Origin of the sequence: Thioclava sp. NG1 (genome assembly GCF_003122275.1) — a bacterium.
GTDB lineage: Bacteria > Pseudomonadota > Alphaproteobacteria > Rhodobacterales > Rhodobacteraceae > Thioclava > Thioclava nitratireducens.
Map to the genome: position 1 here is coordinate 495,445 of NZ_QFBB01000001.1, position 18,367 is coordinate 513,811.

At 63.7% G+C, this 18,367-nt stretch carries 23 protein-coding genes; 9 read left to right on the forward strand and 14 right to left on the reverse strand.

The annotated features are described in order from the left end of the window. Nucleotides 1-25: 25 nt before the first annotated feature. The 3 genes from DEM26_RS02390 to DEM26_RS02400 all read right to left on the reverse strand — a co-directional run bounded on the left by DEM26_RS02390 (nucleotide 26) and on the right by DEM26_RS02400 (nucleotide 1,446). The gene (locus DEM26_RS02390; protein WP_038144344.1) at nucleotides 26-262 is read right to left on the reverse strand and encodes a F0F1 ATP synthase subunit C; all 237 of its coding nucleotides are present in this window, start codon (nucleotides 260-262) and stop codon (nucleotides 26-28) included. A gap of 64 nt (nucleotides 263-326) precedes the next feature. Continuing rightward, on the reverse strand, nucleotides 327-1,082 hold the full coding sequence (locus tag DEM26_RS02395) for a F0F1 ATP synthase subunit A (RefSeq protein ID WP_233243003.1): 756 nt from the start codon (nucleotides 1,080-1,082) through the stop codon (nucleotides 327-329). Between the two features lie 7 nt (nucleotides 1,083-1,089). Further along, entirely contained in the window at nucleotides 1,090-1,446 is a 357-nt protein-coding gene (locus DEM26_RS02400) for an AtpZ/AtpI family protein (RefSeq protein WP_075773898.1), read from the reverse strand. A 215-nt stretch (nucleotides 1,447-1,661) separates the two neighbouring features. Here DEM26_RS02400 and DEM26_RS02405 point away from each other — a divergent pair, with 215 nt between their 5' ends. Continuing rightward, on the forward strand, nucleotides 1,662-2,072 hold the full coding sequence (locus tag DEM26_RS02405) for an ArsR/SmtB family transcription factor (protein ID WP_088722268.1): 411 nt from the start codon (nucleotides 1,662-1,664) through the stop codon (nucleotides 2,070-2,072). Here DEM26_RS02405 and DEM26_RS02410 read toward each other — a convergent pair. Continuing rightward, a complete protein-coding gene (locus DEM26_RS02410) occupies nucleotides 2,069-2,818 on the reverse strand; it encodes an SDR family NAD(P)-dependent oxidoreductase (RefSeq protein WP_109171612.1) in 750 nt (249 codons plus the stop codon). The genes DEM26_RS02405 and DEM26_RS02410 overlap by 4 nt on opposite strands. Nucleotides 2,819-3,038: 220 nt before the next feature. Between DEM26_RS02410 and DEM26_RS02415 the strand changes: the two genes are divergently transcribed. Continuing rightward, on the forward strand, nucleotides 3,039-4,100 hold the full coding sequence (locus tag DEM26_RS02415) for a hypothetical protein (protein WP_088722266.1): 1,062 nt from the start codon (nucleotides 3,039-3,041) through the stop codon (nucleotides 4,098-4,100). A gap of 182 nt (nucleotides 4,101-4,282) precedes the next feature. Here the strand turns inward: DEM26_RS02415 and DEM26_RS02420 are convergent, their stop codons facing one another. Continuing rightward, nucleotides 4,283-5,059, reverse strand: coding sequence for a DUF1013 domain-containing protein (locus tag DEM26_RS02420; protein WP_075773894.1), 777 nt, complete (start codon nucleotides 5,057-5,059; stop codon nucleotides 4,283-4,285). Between the two features lie 132 nt (nucleotides 5,060-5,191). Here DEM26_RS02420 and DEM26_RS02425 point away from each other — a divergent pair, with 132 nt between their 5' ends. Next, the gene (locus DEM26_RS02425) at nucleotides 5,192-5,842 is read left to right on the forward strand and encodes a ribonuclease T2 family protein (RefSeq protein WP_109171613.1); all 651 of its coding nucleotides are present in this window, start codon (nucleotides 5,192-5,194) and stop codon (nucleotides 5,840-5,842) included. 4 nt (nucleotides 5,843-5,846) lie between these two features. Here DEM26_RS02425 and DEM26_RS02430 read toward each other — a convergent pair whose 3' ends face one another. From DEM26_RS02430 to DEM26_RS02440, 3 genes are all read right to left on the reverse strand, one after another. Then, a complete protein-coding gene (locus tag DEM26_RS02430) occupies nucleotides 5,847-6,311 on the reverse strand; it encodes an STAS/SEC14 domain-containing protein (RefSeq protein ID WP_158275072.1) in 465 nt (154 codons plus the stop codon). A 65-nt stretch (nucleotides 6,312-6,376) separates the two neighbouring features. Next, a complete protein-coding gene (locus DEM26_RS02435; protein ID WP_075774309.1) occupies nucleotides 6,377-7,363 on the reverse strand; it encodes an NAD(P)H-quinone oxidoreductase in 987 nt (328 codons plus the stop codon). A gap of 14 nt (nucleotides 7,364-7,377) precedes the next feature. Next, complete coding sequence (locus tag DEM26_RS02440; protein ID WP_109171615.1) at nucleotides 7,378-8,046, reverse strand: COQ9 family protein; 669 nt, start codon at nucleotides 8,044-8,046, stop codon at nucleotides 7,378-7,380. A gap of 107 nt (nucleotides 8,047-8,153) precedes the next feature. Between DEM26_RS02440 and rpsU the strand changes: the two genes are divergently transcribed. Both rpsU and DEM26_RS02450 read left to right on the forward strand, forming a co-directional pair. After that, complete coding sequence (rpsU, locus tag DEM26_RS02445; protein ID WP_011748553.1) at nucleotides 8,154-8,360, forward strand: 30S ribosomal protein S21; 207 nt, start codon at nucleotides 8,154-8,156, stop codon at nucleotides 8,358-8,360. Nucleotides 8,361-8,566: 206 nt separating this feature from the next. Then, nucleotides 8,567-10,015 (forward strand): TrkH family potassium uptake protein, encoded by a 1,449-nt coding sequence (locus DEM26_RS02450; RefSeq protein ID WP_109171616.1) that lies wholly within the window; start codon nucleotides 8,567-8,569, stop codon nucleotides 10,013-10,015. 3 nt (nucleotides 10,016-10,018) lie between these two features. Here DEM26_RS02450 and DEM26_RS02455 read toward each other — a convergent pair whose 3' ends face one another. After that, entirely contained in the window at nucleotides 10,019-10,483 is a 465-nt protein-coding gene (locus DEM26_RS02455) for an Lrp/AsnC family transcriptional regulator (RefSeq protein WP_075773891.1), read from the reverse strand. Nucleotides 10,484-10,626: 143 nt separating this feature from the next. On the opposite strand from DEM26_RS02455, the gene ald reads away from it, so the two are divergent. Continuing rightward, nucleotides 10,627-11,751 (forward strand): alanine dehydrogenase, encoded by a 1,125-nt coding sequence (ald, locus tag DEM26_RS02460; RefSeq protein WP_109171617.1) that lies wholly within the window; start codon nucleotides 10,627-10,629, stop codon nucleotides 11,749-11,751. Nucleotides 11,752-11,851: 100 nt separating this feature from the next. Here ald and mscL read toward each other — a convergent pair whose 3' ends face one another. From mscL to DEM26_RS02480, 4 genes are all read right to left on the reverse strand, one after another. Continuing rightward, on the reverse strand, nucleotides 11,852-12,280 hold the full coding sequence (gene mscL, locus DEM26_RS02465; protein ID WP_088719494.1) for a large conductance mechanosensitive channel protein MscL: 429 nt from the start codon (nucleotides 12,278-12,280) through the stop codon (nucleotides 11,852-11,854). Between the two features lie 107 nt (nucleotides 12,281-12,387). Next, on the reverse strand, nucleotides 12,388-13,062 hold the full coding sequence (locus DEM26_RS02470; RefSeq protein WP_109171618.1) for a hypothetical protein: 675 nt from the start codon (nucleotides 13,060-13,062) through the stop codon (nucleotides 12,388-12,390). A 105-nt stretch (nucleotides 13,063-13,167) separates the two neighbouring features. Next, entirely contained in the window at nucleotides 13,168-13,959 is a 792-nt protein-coding gene (locus tag DEM26_RS02475; protein ID WP_075773887.1) for an inositol monophosphatase family protein, read from the reverse strand. A 144-nt stretch (nucleotides 13,960-14,103) separates the two neighbouring features. Next, nucleotides 14,104-15,009: a LysR family transcriptional regulator gene (locus tag DEM26_RS02480; protein WP_075773886.1), complete on the reverse strand. Its 906-nt coding sequence runs from the start codon at nucleotides 15,007-15,009 to the stop codon at nucleotides 14,104-14,106. A 93-nt stretch (nucleotides 15,010-15,102) separates the two neighbouring features. Between DEM26_RS02480 and metF the strand changes: the two genes are divergently transcribed. From metF to DEM26_RS02495, 3 genes are all read left to right on the forward strand, one after another. Beyond that, nucleotides 15,103-15,969 carry a methylenetetrahydrofolate reductase [NAD(P)H] gene (metF, locus tag DEM26_RS02485; RefSeq protein ID WP_109171619.1) on the forward strand — a complete coding sequence of 289 codons (867 nt, stop codon included), beginning with the start codon at nucleotides 15,103-15,105 and terminating at the stop codon, nucleotides 15,967-15,969. Between the two features lie 222 nt (nucleotides 15,970-16,191). Continuing rightward, nucleotides 16,192-16,524 carry a GYD domain-containing protein gene (locus tag DEM26_RS02490; RefSeq protein ID WP_075773884.1) on the forward strand — a complete coding sequence of 111 codons (333 nt, stop codon included), beginning with the start codon at nucleotides 16,192-16,194 and terminating at the stop codon, nucleotides 16,522-16,524. Nucleotides 16,525-16,614: 90 nt separating this feature from the next. Continuing rightward, nucleotides 16,615-17,106 carry a PaaI family thioesterase gene (locus DEM26_RS02495; RefSeq protein ID WP_109171620.1) on the forward strand — a complete coding sequence of 164 codons (492 nt, stop codon included), beginning with the start codon at nucleotides 16,615-16,617 and terminating at the stop codon, nucleotides 17,104-17,106. On the opposite strand, the gene DEM26_RS02500 is transcribed toward DEM26_RS02495, so the two are convergent. Then, nucleotides 17,008-18,228, reverse strand: coding sequence for a DUF2235 domain-containing protein (locus DEM26_RS02500; RefSeq protein WP_075773882.1), 1,221 nt, complete (start codon nucleotides 18,226-18,228; stop codon nucleotides 17,008-17,010). The two genes, DEM26_RS02495 and DEM26_RS02500, sit on opposite strands and share 99 nt — an antisense overlap. Nucleotides 18,229-18,367 lie beyond the last annotated feature (139 nt).

Below are 18,367 nucleotides of genomic sequence, written 5' to 3' on the forward strand. Positions count from 1 at the left end.
CGCCCTCAAGGAAAAGCGTGCTGGATCAGACTGCGAACATCAGCAGCAGAGCGACGAGGAACGAGAAGATCCCGAGCGCTTCTGCGAAGGCGATGCCGATGAAGAGGGTCGCGGTCTGGCCAGCGGCGGCCGAGGGGTTGCGCAGGGCACCCGACAGGAAGTTGCCGGCAACGTTGCCCACACCGATAGCCGAGCCGCCCATGCCCATGCAGGCCAGACCAGCGCCGATGTAAGCACCCATTTGAACGATATTGCCTTCCATTGTCGTAACTCCTTGAGGTTGGAAGTGGCAGAAACTTGGTGAACTGGTTCGATCCGCGATCCGGTCAGTGTGCCGGGTGCAGCGCGTCGCGCAGGTAGACGCAGGTCAGGATCGTGAAGACATAGGCCTGGATGAAGGCCACGAGAACTTCGAGCCCGTACATCGCGGTGATCGCGAGGATCGACAGCGGGGTCACAGCGAGGCCGACGCCGGAGAACAGGATCAGCGGCGCGAAGGCGGCGAACACTTTCATAACCGCGTGGCCGGCCATCATGTTGCCCGCAAGACGAATGGAGTGGCTGACGGGACGCACGAAGTAGGAGATCACCTCGATGATCGCGAGGATCGGGCGCAGCGCCAGCGGGGCCGAAGCCACCCAGAACAGGCTCAGGAAGCCCGCGCCGTTCTTGACGAAACCGATGACGGTCACCGCAACGAACACCGCGACTGCCAGCAGACCGGTCACCGCGATATGCGAAGTCGTGGTGAAGCCGCGCGGCAGCAGGCCGAGGAAGTTCGAGAAGACGATGAACAGGAAGACCGTGAAAATATAGGGGAAGAACTTCAGCGCGTCCTTGCCCGCCACGTCCTCGACCATCTTGTGGATGAAGCCGTAGGACAGCTCCGCGATCGACTGGGCGCGCGAGGGCACCACGGCGCGGCCACGGGTGCCGATGACCAGCATGAAGAAGATCGCCAGAACGGCAATCGCCATCCACAGCGTCGCATTGGTCGGCGTGTACCAGTGAACCGGACCCTCGCCGAAGAGGGGCTTAACGATGAACTGATCCATCGGGTGGAAGGTCAGTTCACTGCGCATTTCCTGTTCAAGATTTGCCACGGTCGTCTTCCTCTTCATCGGCCATGTCGGCCGCACGCTCTTCGTTCATTTCCTTGGCCGAGCGAAGCATCACCTTCACCCCGGCCGCGAGCCCGAGAAGCGTGAACAGCACCATCATCCAAGGCATCGTGCCAAGCAGCACATCAAGCCCGTATCCGATGCCGAAGCCGATCCCCAGCCCCGAAACCATTTCGATCACCATACGCCAGGCCATGTTCGCCTGGGACAGATGATGATCGGCACGTTGCGGAGGCGGTTCTTGCGTCTTTCTCACTGCCGCAAGCTTCTTCTCAAGCGCTGCGAGGCGCTCGGGATCGGGCTCGTCGGAGCGGTGATCAGGCATGGTTCGGCCCCCACTCAGGTCCCAGCCGTGATAGCCGCGCCCCCAGCCTGAGTCAATTCCGGATAGCCCCTTGAAGGCACCGCGCAACCCATTGATCCGTAACGATTTTGAAAATAGGCATCAAATTCGCGCCGCGCCAAGCTCACGGGAATGCGAGCAAGGGCATATTCAACCGATCGGTTGACGTTTGTCGCGTGCCGCCCCATCAAGGAGCGATGCTACCGCCGCCCGCCCCTTCTCTCGATGCGATCTTCGCCGCGCTCGCCGACCCGACCCGGCGGACGATCCTGACGATGCTGCTCGAAGACGACATGGCGGTGACCGACGTGGCAGAGCCCTTCGAGATGTCGCTCGCCGCGGTTTCCAAGCACCTCGCGATCCTGACCAATGCCGGGCTGATCTCGCAGGAGAAACGCGGCCGGGTGAAATGGTGCAAGCTGGAGCCGCTCGCAATGTCTGCCGCGACGACATGGATCCAGGGCTTCGGCCAGTTCGAACCGCTGGACTTCGATGCGTTCGAGAAATTCCTCGAAACCGAACTCGCGCAGGTCGAGATCGAACCTGTCGAGCCCTTGGAGACCGGGCAAAGCGACGCGCCGTCGAACAACGCGCCGCAACCCGATTAAATCGAACCCGCCTCGACCATGTAGTTGTTCGCGGTGCACATAGCCGCATCGTCGGACGCGAGGAACAGCACCATCCGCGCGACATATTCCGGCTGGATCAGATCCGGCAGGCATTGATTGCGACGATGATCCTCCAGCGCCTCGGGCGTCGCCCAGAGTGTTTTCTGCCGATCCGTCATGATCCAGCCCGGCACGACCGTGTTGACCCGGATGCGATGCCCGCCCAACTCGCGTGCCATCGTGCGGGTCAGCCCGTGCACTGCCGCTTTCGCCGTCGCGTAGGCCGGGAAGCCGCTGCCGGCCTCCCACCACGAATTCGAGCCCATATTGATGATCGACCCCGCCCCTTTCGAGATCATGTCCGGCGCAACCGTCTGGATCGCGAAGAACATGTGGCGCAGGTTGGTGTGCTGGCGTTCGTCCCAGTACTCCGCATCGATCTCGCGCCAGTCGTGGCGGTCGTCGCGCGCGGCATTGTTCACCAGCACATCCGCGGGGCCGATCTTCTCGCGCAGCTGACCCAGCGCCTCCTTCATCGCGGCGATGTCGCGCAGGTCGCACAGCTCGTACTCGACGCCCAGCCGTTTCGCGACCGCCGCACTCCCCTCCGCATCGCGGTCGAGAAAGCCGACCTTCGCCCCCTGCGCGGCGAAGCCTTCGACGATCAGCGCTCCGATCCCCGAGGCGCCCCCGGTCACGATCACGGATTTGCCCTTCAGGCTCGGATAAGTGGCGAATTCCGGCATCTGTTCCTCCTCTTCTCGACGGGAGCATCGCGCCCGGGGTCGCGACTGTCCAGCCGGTGGCGGCGCGGCCCGCGTCACAAATCCTTCGCCCCTGCGTCAGCGGGCTGTCACAGCCCGGCGTATTATGACGCCCGAAGCGCCCCGAGCCGACGGTCTGCCGCCCGATGCACCGCGCCACCCTCTGGGCCTTCGTCATATCAAGTCTACCTTGGGGGTATATATGCCACGTCCTTCCCGTTCGATCACGCTTTGCGCGGCTCTCGCTGCCGCCGTTCTCTCCACTGCCCTGTTGGCTCCGGCCCATGCACAATCCGCCTCCGACGCGGGCGTGCTGAAGGTCGCGCTCTGGGGCGACGAGTTCTACAGCAAGGACCCGGAGGAAAAGGCGAACTGGATCGACCAGACCGTCGCCTCGATGAACGCACACGATCTCGACTTCACGATCTTCGCCGGCGACACCAAGAGCGGCAGCAGCGAGTGCACCGATCAGGCGATCGGGGCGGACGTGCAGGCGATCTTCAACCGCCTCGACATGCCGACACTCTACGCCCTCGGCGACAATGAATGGGTCGACTGCCACCGGACCAACAACGGCAGCTACGACCCGGTCGAGCGGCTGTCCTACCTGCGCAAGACCTTCTTTGCTGCCGCGAAGTCGCAAGGCCAGAACCCGATCGACGTCGAACGTCAGGGCACGCCGGGCGAAGCTTACAGCGAGAACAGCCGTTTCGAGCGCGACAACGTCATGTTCGTGGCCCTCAACGTGCCGGGCAGCAACAACAACCTCGTCGTGACCGACAAGCAGTGCACCAAGAAATCCGACCGCACGCAGGCCGATTGCGATGCCGCAACCGCGGAATACGAAGCCCGCAATCCGAAGAACGTCGAATGGCTCAAGGAGTCCTTCGCGAAGGCGCGCGAGAATAACGACGCGGGCATCCTGATCGACATTCAGGCCGACATCTTCTTCCCGTTCGAGCTAAGCGACGGCGGCTACGAAGAGGATTTCCTTCCGACCCTCGACGACAAGAACGGCTTCACCGACTTCTACAAGACTCTCGTCGAGGAGACACATAACTTCGAAGGTCAGGTCCTGCTGGTCCATGGCGACTCCCATTACTTCAAGGTCGACAAGCCGATGATCCAGCCCGATGGCCGCAGCACCGCGAACTTCACCCGCGTCGAGGTCTTCGGCAGCAGCGACAACAGCTGGGTCGAGATGACGGTCGATCCGAAATCCGACGCCGTGTTCTCGTTCCAGCCGGTGGTGCTGAAGCAGTAAGTCGCAGCTGCAGCGGAACAGGGCCGCCTCTCGAGCAGCTCACTCCGCCATATCAGCGACGGGCGACGGTTCATTCGTCGCCCGTGTTCCTTTTCCATCCTCAGCGGCGCGAAACGACGCACCCGCAATGTGAAAAGGCCGCCCCCGAAGGAGCGGCCCTGATCTTTCGCGAGGGCGACAACTTATTTGTGGTTGTCGTCTTCGTCCTCGTCCTCGTTGTCGTCGGGCAGGTTGAAGAAGCTGTCCGCGTCCGAATAGTCGGCATTGTCCGCGGTCTCTTCCTCTTCCTCGGTCTCCTGCTTGAGATCGGAGGAGGAGAAGTTCTCCAGGCCGGCGATGCCCGAGGGCAGACGCGGTTCGTCGGGCATGCCCAGCGACTGCTCGGTCGAGACCAGCTTGCGGCGCTCGTCATCGCTCATCACGCCTTCGGCGGCGGCTTTCTTCGCGGCCTTCTGCACTTCGATATCCAGTTCCGACTGGCGGCAAAGACCCAGCGCGACCGGATCGATCGGGGTCATGTTCTGGATGTTCCAGTGCGTGCGCTCGCGGATCGACTGGATCGTGGGCTTGGTGGTGCCGACGAGACGCGCAATCTGCGCATCGGCCAGTTCCGGATGGAATTTCACCAGCCACAGGATCGCGTTCGGACGGTCCTGACGTTTCGACAGCGGCGTGTAGCGCGGGCCACGACGCTTGTCCTCGCCCAGCGCCGCCTTGTTGAACTTCAGCTTCAGCTTGTGCAGCGGGTCTTTCTCGGCCTTGTCGATCTCTTCCTGATCGAGCTGGTTCGAGGCGACCGGATCGAAGCCTTTCACGCCGGTGGCGACGTCACCATCGGCGATGCCCTGTACTTCCAGCTCGTGCAGGCCGCAGAAATCCGCGATCTGCTTGAAGCTGAGCGTCGTATTGTCCACCAGCCACACGGCGGTGGCCTTTGCCATCAGGGGCTTGTTCGTCATTGCAGCCATCCTTTACATATCTCTCCCGGGCCGAGAAATCGGCTGCGGCGCGAGATTTCCCTGCCGCGGTCCATTTCTGGAAGGGGAATTGCCGCCTCATATAGTCAATCGCGCGTCAGGAGAAAAGAGAAAATGACTCGTTTGAGCCTTCTGACCGCAGCCCTGCTTGCGCTTTCGACCCTCACATCCAGCGTCTCCGCCGAGGGCGAGCGCGCGGGCGATTTCGACTATTACCTCCTCTCGCTCAGCTGGTCGCCCACGTGGTGCGCGCTGACCGGCGACGCGCGCAACTCGCCGCAATGTGACCCGGCGGAGGATCGCGGCTTCGTGCTGCACGGGCTCTGGCCGCAATACGAGACCGGCTGGCCCAGCTTCTGCCGCACGCCGCAGCGCGATCCGTCGCGCCAGCAGACCGCGGCGATGGAGGACCTGACCGGCGCGCCGGGGCTGGCGTGGTACGAGTGGAAGAAGCACGGGCGCTGCTCGGGGCTGTCCGCCACGGATTACTTCGCGTTGGAGCGCAAGGCTTACGAGAGCATCGAAATTCCGCGCATGCTGGCGAACCTCGACCGCGACGTAAGATTGCCCGCGAAAGTGGTCGAGCAGGCGTTTCTCGAGGCCAATCCCGGCCTCGATGCCGACGAGATCACCATCACCTGCAAATCCGGACGCATCCAAGAAGCGCGCATCTGCCTGACCAAGGAGCTGGAGCCGCGCCGCTGCGGGGCCGATACGATCCGCGATTGCAGCCTGTCGGACGCGCTGATGGAAAAGGTGCGCTGAGGCGCTATTCGTCGAGCGGCGGCTGACGATCTTCCAGCGTCGGCAGCTTGTGTGTCGCCGCGACGTCGTGACTGTGATCTTCCTCCGGCTTGCCCGAGGAACAGATCCACGCTTTCGCCTGCTCGAGCTCGCTGAGATGAAACAGCTTGACCGTGCCGGGGATCATCGGCGCGAAGGCCTGAATGCCCCAGCGGATCCAGTCGACATCGCTGACCAGCGCCACGGCGGCGAAATCGCCCAGATGCGACAGGCCCAGCTTGGTGTCGTCCCATGCTCCCTTCGCAGTGTAGCCGTCGAATTCTTCCCCGATGATATAGAGCAGCTTCACCTTTCCCTCGGCGGTGATCTTCTTCTCCACCGCCGGGATGAGGTGTTTTTCGTAGGCTTCCGCACCGATCGTGCCTTTGGCTTCGAAAGCCAGCACATCCGCCGGAAATCCATCCAGAAATTCAAAGCGTCCTTCGCTCATGACCGCCTCCCCTCGCTGGTTCGCGCGCGCCGCAAGCATACACCCGGCGCGCGCTTCACGAAAGTTCAGCCGCCCGCAACTTCCAACACGATCTTGCCAATATGCTGGCTCGTCTCCATCCGGGTATGAGCTTTTGCGGCCTCGGCCAGCGGGAAGCTGCTGTCATGGATCACCCGCAGTTTGCCCGAATTGATCATCGGCCAGACATTGGCGCGCAATTGCCGCGCGATCTCTGCCTTGGCCGCAACCGATTGCGGGCGCAGCGTCGCTCCGGTAAGCGTCAGCCGCTTCGCCATGACCTGCGCAAAATTGATTTCAGCCTTCGGACCGCCGAGGAAAGCGATGAAGACCAGCCGCGCGTCATCGGCCATCGCCTTGATGTTGCGCGCGATATAGTCGCCGCCCACCATGTCGAGCACGAGGTTCGCCCCGCCTTCGGCCTTCAGCACGTCGACGAAATCGCCGGTCTTGTAGTTGATCGCGGTCGCGCCGAGTTCTTCGCAGACCGCGCATTTCTCCGCTGACCCGGCGGTGGTGAACACCCGCGCACCCAGCGCCGTCGCGATCTGGATCGCGGTGGTGCCGATTCCCGACGAGCCGCCATGCACGAGGAACCGCTCGCCCGCCTGCAAGCCGCCGCGCATCACAACGGTCGACCAGACGGTGAAGCAGGTCTCGGGAAGGCAGGCCGCCGATTTCAGATCGAGCCCGGCGGGCACGGGTAACGCATGTTCCGCCGGGCAGGTCGCGTATTCCGCGTATCCGCCACCGGGCAGCAGCGCGCAGACCTCGTCGCCAATCTCCCAATCGGTGACGCCCGGGCCGATCGCCGCGACCCGACCCGAGCATTCCAGCCCCGGCAGATCCGACGCGCCGGGCGGCGGATTGTAGGCGCCCGCACGCTGCAGCGCGTCCGGGCGGTTCACTCCGGCATAGGCCACCTCGATCAGGATCTCGCCATGTCCCGCGACCGGCACGGCGCGGGTCACTTCCTTCAGCACCTCCGGCTCGCCATGTTCGGAAATCTCGACGCAGCGCATCTCGGTCGGCATCTCGACAGGCTCCATCACTGCGCCTCCCGACCCGGCATGTCGGCATTACCCTTGGGCGCACGGATGCCGCCAAGGAGTTTCGGCAGGAAGGGCAGCTTCATCGCGGCCCCCTTCACCTTCTCGAACTGCATCACGTCCTCGATCCGGCGGTCGAGGAAGGCCCAGGTGTCACCCTTGCCCTCGCTCTCGTCGCCCATCCAGTAGAGCACCGTTGAGCTGTAGACCCCCGAAAGCGTCATCCGCTTCGTGTACCAATTGTAATCCTCGCTGACATCACCCAGCGCGCGCCAGATCTTGTCCGACGTTTCCCAGATCAGCTTCGAGCCGGTCGTGGCGTTCTGCGGTAGCGCGAAGATCGCGGCGCCACGGCGCACCAGCTCCGGATCGGCCTCTTCCAGACGGAAGCGCACGGCAGTCGCGATCCGGTCGCGGAACTTCAGTCCCGACAGATCCGCCTCTTCCAGACGCCTGAGCATTTCGGCATCGCCCTCGCGGTGATAGGCCACCGCCAGATCGACGGCACCACGCGGACACACGACCCGCGCCAACCCCGGATCGAGCCCCAGATCGGACACTGCGAGCTTGAAGGCAGGCTCGGACCAGCCATCGAAAGGGACATGCGGCTTGATCGCCGCCAACAGCTCGGACCGCGTGCGTTCTATATCGAGATGGTCGTTTTTCATCGCGTTTCCTCTCTCAGCTTTGACGGTAGACAAACCGCCTTTTGGTGACTATATGGAGCGCTCCTGCAAGCAACTGCAACTCTAACTTAGGAAGGTGGTGACACCACATGCAGGTCAGCGTTCGCGACAACAACGTCGAACAGGCGCTCCGTGCTCTGAAGAAAAAGCTTCAGCGCGAGGGTGTGTTCCGCGAAATGAAGCTCAAGCAGCATTTCGAGAAACCCTCGGTCAAAAAAGCGCGCGAGAAAGCCGAAGCCGTCCGCCGTGCCCGTAAACTGGCACGTAAGAAGGCTCAGCGCGAAGGCGCGCTCTAAGCGTACCGCTCCGCGTCTGAAAAGGCGCCTGAAAATGCTGGCGGGCTTGCCCGCACCGATGACCCCCGAGGCTTGGCCGCGGGGGTTTTTGGTTTCTGGAGGACACCGCTACAAGAAAGCGCAATCGCCGCCGCTTTGATCTTGCCTAAAGCGCTGCGCCCCCTACCCTAGCGCCAGCACTTCGCTCTGGCGGGAACCGCTTTCAAATGTCCGATATCCGGCCCGTCCTGCACCTCTTTGGCCTGATCGTCACAGCCCTCGGAACCGCTATGCTGGTGCCCGCGGCGCTGGATTTCAGCGACCTCAACCCGAACTGGCAGGACTTCCTGGAAGCGGCGTTCGAGACTGCGCTGCTCGGGGGCGCTCTCGCGCTCGCGACCCGCACCAAGAGCGCGAGCGGGCTCACCACGCGGCAGGCCTATCTGCTCACCGCGGCGATCTGGCTCGGCCTGCCGATCTTCGCCGCCCTCCCTTTCATCGAAGGCGCACCGCACGCGACCTGGACGAATGCCTATTTCGAAGCCGCCTCGGGCATCACCACAACCGGCTACACCGTCTTCGAACATCTCGACACGCTGCCACGCGGTGTCGTGTTGTGGCGCGGGATGCTGAACTGGTTCGGCGGGCTCGGGATCGCCTTCGTCGCGATGATCTTCCTGCCGGTGCTCCGCATCGGCGGGATGCGTTATTTCCAGGCGGAAGGCTTCGACACGCTGGGCAAGGTCATGCCGCGCGCCCATAACATCGCGCGCTCGCTGCTCTGGGTCTATGTTTCGCTGACGCTGGCCTGCGCGATCAGCTACACCGCCACGGGCATGACCTCCTTCGACGCGATCTGCTACGCAATGGCGACGATCGCGACCGGGGGCTTCGGCACGCATGACAGCTCCTTCGCGAACTTCTCGCCCGGGTCGCAATATGCGGGCGTCGTCTTCATGCTGGGTTCGGCCTTGCCCTTCATCCGCTATGTCCAGCTTGGCCGAGGCGACCTGCGCCCGTTCTGGGACGACCCGCAAATCCACGCCTTCTTTCGTTGGTTCGGCCTCGCGCTCGCGGCACTCCTGATCTGGCTCTACACCCACGCGCCCGACGGGATCGAGCCGACCTTCCGTTCCGCCGCTTTCAACCTGTCCTCGATCATGACCGGCACCGGCTTCGGCACGGCCAACGTCTCGAATTGGGGCAGCTTCGCGATGGTGCTGGCCTATTGGGTCGGGCTGATCGGCGGCTGCACCGGGTCCAGCTCGGGCGCGCTGTCAGTTTTTCGCTGGCAGGCACTCGGCGCGGTGATCCGCGCCGCCGTGCGCCGATTGCAGATGCCGCATCGGGTACTGCAGCCGCGCCTCGGCGAAAGGCTGCTGGAGGAAGACATCCTCTCCTCTCTGATCCTCTATTTTACCGGCTACATCCTGACGCTGGGCCTGATCTCGGTCGGGATTTCGATGACCGGGGCCGATTTCGTCTCGGCCATCTTCGCGACCTGGGGGGCTCTCGGCAATATAGGCTACGGGGTCGGCCCGCTGACCGATCGCACCGGCACGATGATCGATTTCAGCGACGCCGCGACATGGCTGCTGACGCTCGCAATGCTGCTGGGCCGGATCGGGATGCTCGCGATCCTCGTCGTATTCCTGCCGCGCTTCTGGCGCGCCTGACTCTCAGACCGGCATCGCCGTGGTCGAGACCACGCATTTGAGCGAGAAGCTCGACTGGATCTGCGCCACGCCCGGAATGTTGGCCAGCTTCGCCCGGTGCAGCCGCGCAAAATCCTCGGCATCGGCGGCGACCACTTTCAGAAGGTAATCCGCAGCCCCCGCCATCAGATGACATTCGAGCACCTCCGGGACCTGCTGCACACCCTTCTCGAAGGCATCCAGAACCTCGTCGGCCTGACTGGACAGCTTGATCTCGACATAGACCGTCGTGGTCCGCCCCAGCTTGCGCGGGTTCAGCAGGGCGACGTAATCGCGGATGTAACCCTCCTCCTCCAGTCGCTGTACCCGCCGGTGACAGGCCGAGGGCGAGAGGTTCACCCGCTCGCTCAACTCGGCATTGGAGATTCGCCCCTGCCGCTGCAAAACCTCCAGCAACCGACGATCTGTCGCGTCCAGCTTGTCGCTCATGCAATATCCTGCCGCTATTCACGTATTTTATCGAAGATACGAGCGGCCTACCCCATCCACAACCGCCAAATGGCAAAGCACTTGCTTGTGACGGAGCGCATACTGGTCGCAGGACGTTTCCATGTTTTGGAGGAGGACACGCGATGAAGATCGGAACCGTACGCGAAATCAAGGCGCAGGAATTCCGCGTCGGGCTGACCCCGGCCGCGGCGCAAGAGGCGGTCGCCCATGGCCACGAAGTGCTGGTGGAAACCGGCGCAGGCCTGGGCGCGGGTTTCAATGACAGCGATTACGAGGCCGCCGGCGCGAAGATCCTCGGCGATGCGGCAAAGGTGTTCGCCGAGGCCGAGATGATCGTGAAGGTGAAAGAGCCGCAGGCCTCCGAGCGCGCGATGCTCCGCGAAGGCCAGCTTCTGTTCACCTATCTGCATCTGGCCGCCGACCCGGCGCAGACTCATGACCTGATGAAATCGGGCGCGTCCTGCATCGCCTACGAGACGGTGACGGCGAAGGACGGCACCCTGCCGCTGCTCGCGCCGATGTCCGAGGTGGCTGGTCGCCTCGCGCCGCAGATGGGCGCGTGGACCCTGCAGAAGGCCAATGGCGGGCGCGGTGTGCTGCTGGGCGGCGTGCCCGGCGTGTCGCCCGCGAAGGTCGTCGTGATCGGCGGCGGCGTCGTGGGCACCAACGCCGCGCGCGTGGCTGCCGGGATGGGCGCGGATGTGACCGTGCTCGACAAGTCGCTGCCGCGTCTGCGCTATCTCGATGACACGTTCGGCGGAACCTTCCGCACCGCCTATGCCTCGAAAGCCGAGACCGAGGCGCTGGTCGCGGCCTCCGATCTGGTGATCGGGGCGGTGCTGATCCCCGGGGCCGCCGCCCCGAAACTGGTCACCCGCGAAATGCTCAAGACGATGAAGCCCGGCGCGGCGATCGTCGATGTCGCGATCGATCAGGGCGGCTGCGTCGAGACCTCGCACCCGACCACCCATGACGACCCGATCTACGAGGTCGAGGGCATCATGCATTACTGCGTGGCCAATATGCCCGGCGCGGTCGCGCGCACCGCGACACTCGCGCTGTCGAACGCAACCCAGCCCTTCCTGCTCGCATTGGCCGACAAGGGATGGGAGCGCGCCTGTGCCCAGGATCCGCATCTCGCGGCGGGGCTTAACGTCCATGCCGGCAAGGTGACCTATAAGGCAGTGGCCGAAGCGCTCGACTTGCCGTTCGACGCGCCGGACGCGGTGATGCACGCGGCCGAATAAAGGCCACGACGCCAAGAACAACTGCACCCATGACGAGGACGGCCCGGCGCTTTGCCCCGGGCCGTTCTTCTATCTTCAGGCGGCGCTGCGCGCCGCGCCATCACTTCCGAAGTGCGTCGCGAATTTCGAGCAACACATCGAGCTGGCTCGGACCGGTATGCACCTCGGGCGCGACATCGTCCGGCTTGTCCGCCGCAGCCTTGATGCGGTTGACCATCTTCACCAGCATGAAGACCACGAAGGCGATGATGAAGAAATTGATCACCGCCATCAGGAACGCGCCATAGGCGAAGACCGAGGCACCCGCCTTGCGCGCCTCTTCAAGGCTCGCCCCGGTGGGAACCTCGCCGGAGAGCACGGCGTAGTTATTCGTGAAATCAACGCCTCCGGTGAACAGACCGATGATCGGGTTGATGATGTCGCCGACCAGCGAGGTCACGATGGCGGTGAAGGCCGCGCCGATGATGATGCCCACCGCCATGTCCATGACATTGCCCTTGGCGATGAAATCCTTGAATTCCTGAATCATTCCAGCCCCTCATTGCGATGCGCGTTCTGCGCGACGACAGGCTATCACGATCTTTGCGTCTGCATAGCCTCAAGCAGCGAGCGCAAGGCAGGCTTGCCGGTTTCGCTTTAGCACAACCTTCGGCGTGCATCCTCGACAAGGCGGCGGGCGACCTGCGCCGCCGTGGACACCGCGTCGCCGCCGGAACGGGACGAGAGAGGCGCGGCGACCGGCAAGGCCGCGAAACCGTCGCTGAGCCTTGCGCGCGCTTCCTGTCTGGCGATGTCGGCGATGGCGTCTGCATCACAGCGGAGCGCCTGCTGGATTCGCTCTGCCACCCCCGAGCAGGGTCCCGCCCCGTCGCCCTCAGAGGGACAGTCAAAGCCGCAGGCACAGCCGAAATGCTGGGGCATTTGTGAGATATTGCGCAGACGCCGCTGCGCAGCACGGATGCGATCGCAGGCCGCGTCGCGTTGGTCGGCGCGCAGGGCAAGCTCCAGCGGCATGGTCTCTGCCACGGTCGCCCGCTCCTCCTGAAGCCCCTCGGCCGCCGTGCGCAGCGCCGCCGCAGTGTCCACCTCCGCCGTTTCGGCATCGTCGAGGCAGCCCGAAATCATCTCGTCCAGGAAGGCGACCCGATGCCGCGCGATCAACTCGGCGGCCTCGGCGAAGGCGAGATCGGACACCGCCTGCCGTAACTCCTCCAACGCGCGTTCGACCGCGCAATCGCCCGGCCCGTGCAGCGCAGTCAATGCGCGCTGTTCAAGCGCGAGTGACGCGGACCCGAATTCCTGTCCAACCATGGCGGCATCCCCTTTCTGGTAACCGCTTCAGGCTGGCACAACAGAATGAACGAAAGGTGAACTTTCGCTCACCTTTCGCCGCCTCATCGAATTTTCAGATATTTCTCAGTCGTTTGACCGAAGCGCCTTGGTGAGAGCCGGGAACATTTCAGCATTCGACGCGATCACCGAACCCGATTCGAGAACGTCGCGCCCCTCGCGCACTGCTTCCACGAAACCGCCCGCTTCTTTCACGAGGAGAATGCCCGCGGCCATGTCCCAGGCGTTGAGCCCGCGCTCCCAATAGCCCTCGTAGCGGCCCGCCGCGACATAGGCGAGGTCGAGCGAGGCCGCGCCCCAGCGACGAACGCCCGCGCATTGCGGCATCAGCTTCGCAAGGTCCTGCAGCGTCGCCGGAAGGGTCGACTTGCCGCCGAAGGGCACGCCTGTCGCGAAGATCGATTCGATCATCTTGTGCCGGCCCGAGACCCGCAGACGCGTATCGTTCATGTAGGCGCCGAGGCCCTTCTCGGCGAAATACATCTCGTCTTTCGCGGCGTCAAACACCACGGCCGCGATGATTTCGCCCTTATGCTCCAGCGCGATCGAGATCGCCCAATGCGGCAGGCCGTGCAGGAAGTTCGTGGTGCCGTCGAGCGGGTCGACGATCCAGCGGCGGGTCGGGTCATCGCCCGCCTCTTCACCGGTCTCCTCGCCAAGCCAGCCATAGGAAGGGCGCGCGCCGCGCAGCTCGTCCTTGATGATCTTCTCGGCTTCGCGATCGGCCTTCGAGACGAAATCGCCCGGGCCCTTCGAGGAGACCTGAAGGTTCTCGACCTCGCGGAAATCCTTGACGAGCGAGCGGCCTGCCTTGCGGGCGGCCTTGATCATCAGGTTGAGGTTTGCGCTGCCTTGCATCTCTGGGCTCCTTCGCGTTTCAAGCGGTCGCCTTACAGGGGTTGCGCGGAAAATCCAAGAGCTTTGGCACGTAAGGCAGACTGAGGAGGGGCTCTGCCCCGCTCGCTGCGCGAGCCCCCGGGATATTGGGACAAGCCCGATGGGTCAGGCGCGCTGAAGCTTCACCGGCTCGGTGCGTGCAAGCCGCAGGAAATGCGCCATGAAGGGCTGAGTGGCATCCTCGGACCGCGTCGCGGCATAAAGGCGCTTGGTCAGCCCGTGTTCGGTAACAGGTTTGGTGATGTAGTCAGGCTGGTACTTCACCTCGCGCAGCACCCAGTCGGGCAGCACCGCCACGCCGCGATTCGAGGCGACCAGCATCAGGATCACCGCCGTCAGCTCCACCTGTCGCACGGCTTTCGGCTCCACCCGTGCGGGCGTGAGCAGCTGGGTGAAGATGTCCGAGCGACCGCGGTCGATCGGATAGGTGATCAGCGTCTGATCCGCGAAGTCCTGCGCCTCGATATATGGCTTTGCCGCCAGCGGTGAATTCGCGGCGGCGATGAAGGTCGGCGCGTAGTCGAAAAGCGGATTGAAGGTGACGCCGTCGATCTTTTCCGGATCCGACGATATCACCAGATCGACCTCTTCTCGGCTCAGCGCGGGAAGCGCGTTGAAAGCCAGACCGGGCCGGATATCCACGTCGATATCGGGCCAGGCATGGCGGAAGCGCTCCAGCACCGGAAACAGCCAGTCGAAACAGGCGTGGCACTCGATCGCAATATGCAGACGGCCCGCCCGCCCCGACCGCAGCGCGTCGAACTCGGCCTCGGTTGCCGCGATCTCGGGCAGGATGCGCTCGGCCAGCCGCAACAGCTTCTGCCCCGCCGCCGAGAGCTTCAGCGGCTTCGAGCGGCGCACGAACAGCTCCACCCCGGTCTGGTCCTCCAGCCCTTTGATTTGGTGCGACAGCGCCGATTGTGTTATGTGCAGAACGTCCGCTGCCTTCGCGAGCCCTCCGGCATCGTGAATCGCCTTGATTGTGCGCAGGTGACGGAACTCGAGATGCATCTTGCTGTTACACTCATAACCATTTTGAGGATTATGAGTTTGTCTCACAAAGCCCGATCTGGCACAAGAGAGCGAACGAAAGGACAAAATCCCATGACGACGCCCAAGGTCAGTTTCGAATTTTTCCCGCCGAAGACGCTCGATGCGTCGTTCCGGCTGTGGGAAACCGCGCAGGTTCTGGCACCGCTCAAACCCGAGTTCACCTCCGTGACCTATGGCGCGGGCGGCACGACGCGCAAGCTGACCCACGAGGCGGTGGGGACGATCCACAAGAATTACGGCCTCAATGTCGCCGCCCACCTGACCTGCGTGGAAGCGACCAAGGCTGAGACGATGGAAATCGTGGACGCCTATGCCGAGGTCGGCGTGACCGAGATCGTGGCGCTGCGGGGCGACCCGCCGCAGGGTGCCAAGCATTTCACCCCGCATCCCGAGGGCTTCGCCTCTTCGGTCGAACTGATCGAGGCGCTGGCCGAGGATGGCCGCTTCACGATCCGCGCCGGCGCCTATCCCGAACGGCATCCGGACGCCGCCGACAACATGGCCGACGTGCGCTGGCTCAAGCGCAAGGTCGAGGCAGGTGCGACCTCGGCGATCACCCAGTTCTTCTTCGAGCCCGAGACCTTCTTCCGCTTCCGCGATGCCTGCGAGCGCGAAGGGATCGACGCCAAGATCATCCCCGGCATCCTGCCGATCCAGTCGTGGAAAGGCGCCAAGAAATTCGCGCAAAGCTGCGGCACCTCCATCCCCGCCTGGGTCGAGGAAGCCTTCGAGGCCGCGATCCGCGACGGGCGCGAGCATCTTCTGGCGACAGCGCTGTGCACCGAGCTGTGCGACAAACTGATCGAGGGCGGCGTGGAAGACCTGCATTTCTACACGCTCAACCGTCCCGGCCTGACCCGCGACGTCTGCCACGCGCTGGGTGTGACGCCTGACACGGTGCTCGAGAAAGTGGCCTGAAAGAGCACTCAAATGGATTGAACGAAGGGGCCCGGCTGGGCCCCTTTTCTTTTTTGGTCGTGATGCGTCACGCGTCTGACGCTTGTCGCAACGCCCACACCACCGCCCAGAAGACGCTCAGGAAATCGCGCCGGTCGTGATAATGTTTACCCAACGGAAACCAGTTCAAATCTGCCGACGAGATCGCGCCGATGACTGGCGTCCGTTCTAGGGAGGTAACACATGGGACGTTTCGTGATCACGGGGAGCTTCTCTCCTCAGGCCATAAAGGGCTTCATGGACAGCCCGACGGACCGATGGGAGACCATCGACGCGTTGATAAAGGCGGCTGGGGGGAAACTGGAAAACTACTACATAACCACCGGTCCGAGTGACTTTTTGATCATCGCCACGGGCGACGACATGAAGAAGGTGCTGCCGGCGATCATGGCCGCCGCTGGCTCGGGCTCGTTGTCGAAGGTGCAGACGCAGGAGGCCTTCACGACCGCCGACTTCAAGGAGATGCAGAAGGCTGCGGCCGGCATCCGTTCGAACTTCGTGCCGCCGGGCAGTTAAGGCCACTTCGGTCGCAGGTCGACACCTACCTCCCCTTTCCTTTCCGCTCGGCGACGATAGCTTAGTGCCGACCCGGAAAAGGACCCGAAGATGCCCGACCAATATTTCGCCGAAGGCCCCGAAGATTTCCTCCCACTCGAGGAGGTGCTTTCGATGCCGGGGCTCGACTACGTCAGGAAGATGGTCACCGGCGACGTTCCCTCGCCCACCGTGCAGAAGCTGATGGCCTATCGGATTACCGAGGCCGAGGAAGGCCGCGTCACCTGCCGAGGGACGCCGGGCCATCCGCAGACCAACGGCTATGGCGGCATTCACGGCGGCTGGTATGCGATGATGCTAGATACGGTGATGACCTGTTCGGTGATCACCGGACTGAAGAAGGGTCAGACGCAGACCACGCTCGAATTCAAGGTGAACCTGATCCGCGCGATCAAGCCCGGCACCGAGGTGATCGGCGTGGGACAGCTCGATCACATCGGCCGGTCAACCGGCGTCGCGCGGGGTGAGATCCGGGGCGCCGAGGATGGACGCCTCTACGCGACCGGCACCGCCACCTGTTTCGTCATGACGCCTGACCTCTGAGACAGGCTCGGACCGGCGCGCGAGACGACGGATTTCGGGACGCAGGATGCGCGGCCTGAAAATCGCGCGCGAGCCTTCGGGCAAGACCACGCTCTCATGCAGCCCTTCAGAGGGGTCGCGCCCCACGACGCGCGGCGCGCGCAGCCAGAACAGCTTGCCCCAGCCAGTCCAGGTGCCGACCGAGGGCGCATTCGGATCGCGCGGGAACTCCGCCTGCCAACCGGGCGGCAGGCTCAGACCCAGCGATTCCGCCCGCTCCAGCATCCACACGAGCGGAATATTGGCGAGCGGGCGCGCATCCGCGAAATGCCCGAGCATTCCGCCGATATCGCCATGGGCGCCGCGAAACCAGCGCTGCTCGATCCGAGTCGCGGGAGAATCGGCGTCGGAAGCGCCCTCGTCGCTTTCCCACACCAGCGGCTCCAGCACAGAGCGCCGCTCGTCGAGCGCGAGCGCCTGAAACCCGTGGCGCACATGGTCGCTCAGGTGGTGGTCGTGAAAGCGCACGCGCTCCTCGTTGACGATCCAGAAGAACGGCACGCGGATGCCCAGCGCCTGAACCGTATCAAAGGCGCCGACCATCTCGATCTCGACATTCTCGTGGCACAGGCTGTTGCGGAAGCTTTGCAGGACGTCCGCGGGCGTCTCTTCCTCGTAGTGGCGCCATGCAAGCCGCGTGTTGCGTTCGATCGCATGCTCCGGGCGCAACAGACCGATCCGCCCGATCATCCCCGCCAGCGAGCGCGCAGCGAAGCCGCCCCGGGAATAGCCGATCAGGAAGATGCGGTCGCCCGGGCGGTAGCGCATCGCGAGCCAGCCATAGGCGCGGGAGATCTGCTGATTCACGCCCCAGCCGAACCAGACATCCGACATGTCGTGCCAGTCGCGCCAGCGCAGGCCGCGCCCGTAATAGACCGAGACTTTCGGCGCTGCCCGGCGCAGGAAGCGATAGATCAGCCCGATCGAGGTCAGCCGGTCGGCGCGCAGCGAGCCGAGCGTCCCGTCGAGCAACACGACATGATCGACCGGACCACGGCCCGCGCCTGCCGCCGAGCGCGCCTCGGCCCGTTCCGGGCTGCGGCGGCGCAGGGCAGAGATCACACGCTCGAAGAGACCGCGCATATCAGCGCTCCACATAAGTTGGGCTTATACTATCCAATGTAGGATAAGTTTCACTTATCTTCAGGGGCAATCGCGGCAGTTTGTTGACCCGATCGTGCCCGCCGCGCTTTTTCGGACCGCGCGCACGGGGTTTTCCTTG